We start from the raw sequence: 1,365 nt of genomic DNA, 5'->3' as shown, positions 1-1,365 counted from the left end.
CGGCGCGGTCGCTGCCGATGCCGGTGGTGGCGTCGTCGCGACGCTCGTATTGGCCGGCTCTGCCGGAGTTGCTGGCGGCGCCGGCGCTGCCGGGGCAGCAGCCTGATCAACGGCTGCTGGAGCGGGCGTTGCCTGGGAATTGGTCTTCGCTTCCTTCGGAGCCGTATCGAGCTTCTGTGCGGCGTCCTTGCTCTTGGCGCGCTTGGTGTGGCGACCGGTATTGTCGTAGACGCCGGGGATCGAAACCGTTCCGCGGTCGGGATCGATGCGAATGGTGCGGCCGCCGTAATCGAACGTGTATTGCGCCTGCGCTGCGGCCGTGCTCGCCAGCACAAGCGTGGCGATCGCCAGAAGCTTCTTCATCTCGACCTCCAGTGCAGGGAACCCCGTTCGCAAGGCTATGTGGTGACGGCCCCGCTGAATGTGCCCCAGATCACGGTCAGAACATGAGTCTGGGTCCCCGCGGCTTAGGTTCAAATCACTGGATCGCGGTCTGGTTTCAGGCCGCGCGCATCAATTTATGCGCACGCGCGTTTGACCCGGGCTATTCGAACCATGCCGCGTAGATCTTCGCGTAGCTGCCATCCTCGTGCGCGATGTGGAGCCACTGGTCGACGAACGCCTTCAATCCGACGTCGCGCTGCATCCAGTAGGCCTTCTCGGCGAAATCGAACGGCTTGTCGGGATGCACGGCGCAGAGCACGCCGGGATGCAGCTTCTGCTGATAGCGCGTCTCGGACGCATCGGTCATCATCAGGTCGGCGTCACCCTTGGCGATCTCGTCGAAGATCCTGGTGTTGTCGTTGAAGACCCGGATGTCGGCGGCCTTCACATTGGCGCGCGCAAAGCGCTCATTGGTGCCGCCGGGATTGACGATGACGCGGGTGCCGGGCTTGTCGATCTCGGCGAGCGTGTCGAACTTGCCGTTGTCGGCGCAGCGCGCGATCGGCGTCTTGCCCTCGCGCATGATCGGGGTCGAGAACAGGCCCTTCTTCTGCCGGTCGAAGGTGATGGAGATGCCCCCCATTGCGATGTCGAAATCGTCGGCCTCGAAATCTTTCATCATCTGCGGCCACGATGTCGGCACGAACTCGACCTTGACGCCGAGCGCCTTGCCGAGCGATTGCGCCATGTCGACGTCGAAGCCGCGGAATGCCTTGGTGTCCTTGTCGAGCGCCGTGAAGGGCAGATAGTCGCCGGTCATGCCGACACGCAGCGTGCCGCGCTTGACGATCTCATCGAGCCGCGATGGTGCCTGCTGCGCGTGCGCGGCGGACAGAAGCAAGGTGAGGGCAAGGGCGGCCGGCGCGCGAAACATCCGATTTCTCCGTCAATTCCGATGACATGTCGTTGCGGAGCATTTAG

Annotated in this window: 1 protein-coding gene and 1 pseudogene; both read right to left on the bottom strand. The window is 63.6% G+C overall.

The window, feature by feature from the left end:
* Window positions 1-363: pseudogene (locus H8A95_RS43055) on the bottom strand (DUF2147 domain-containing protein); the annotation flags it as partial.
* Window positions 364-544: 181 nt separating this feature from the next.
* Window positions 545-1,318: a transporter substrate-binding domain-containing protein gene (locus H8A95_RS43050; RefSeq protein ID WP_229188452.1), complete on the bottom strand. Its 774-nt coding sequence runs from the start codon at window positions 1,316-1,318 to the stop codon at window positions 545-547.
* Window positions 1,319-1,365 lie beyond the last annotated feature (47 nt).

Origin of the sequence: Bradyrhizobium oropedii, assembly GCF_020889685.1 — a bacterium.
Taxonomy (GTDB): Bacteria; Pseudomonadota; Alphaproteobacteria; order Rhizobiales; family Xanthobacteraceae; genus Bradyrhizobium; species Bradyrhizobium oropedii.
The sequence above is the reverse complement of the archived record's forward strand: the minus strand, read 5'-3'. Positions and strand labels throughout refer to the sequence as shown.

Coding starts and splice junctions, on each gene's coding strand:
- H8A95_RS43050 (WP_229188452.1), bottom strand. CDS start 1,318: ATGTTTCGCGCGCCGGCCGCCCTTGCCCTCACCTTGCTTCTGTCCGCC.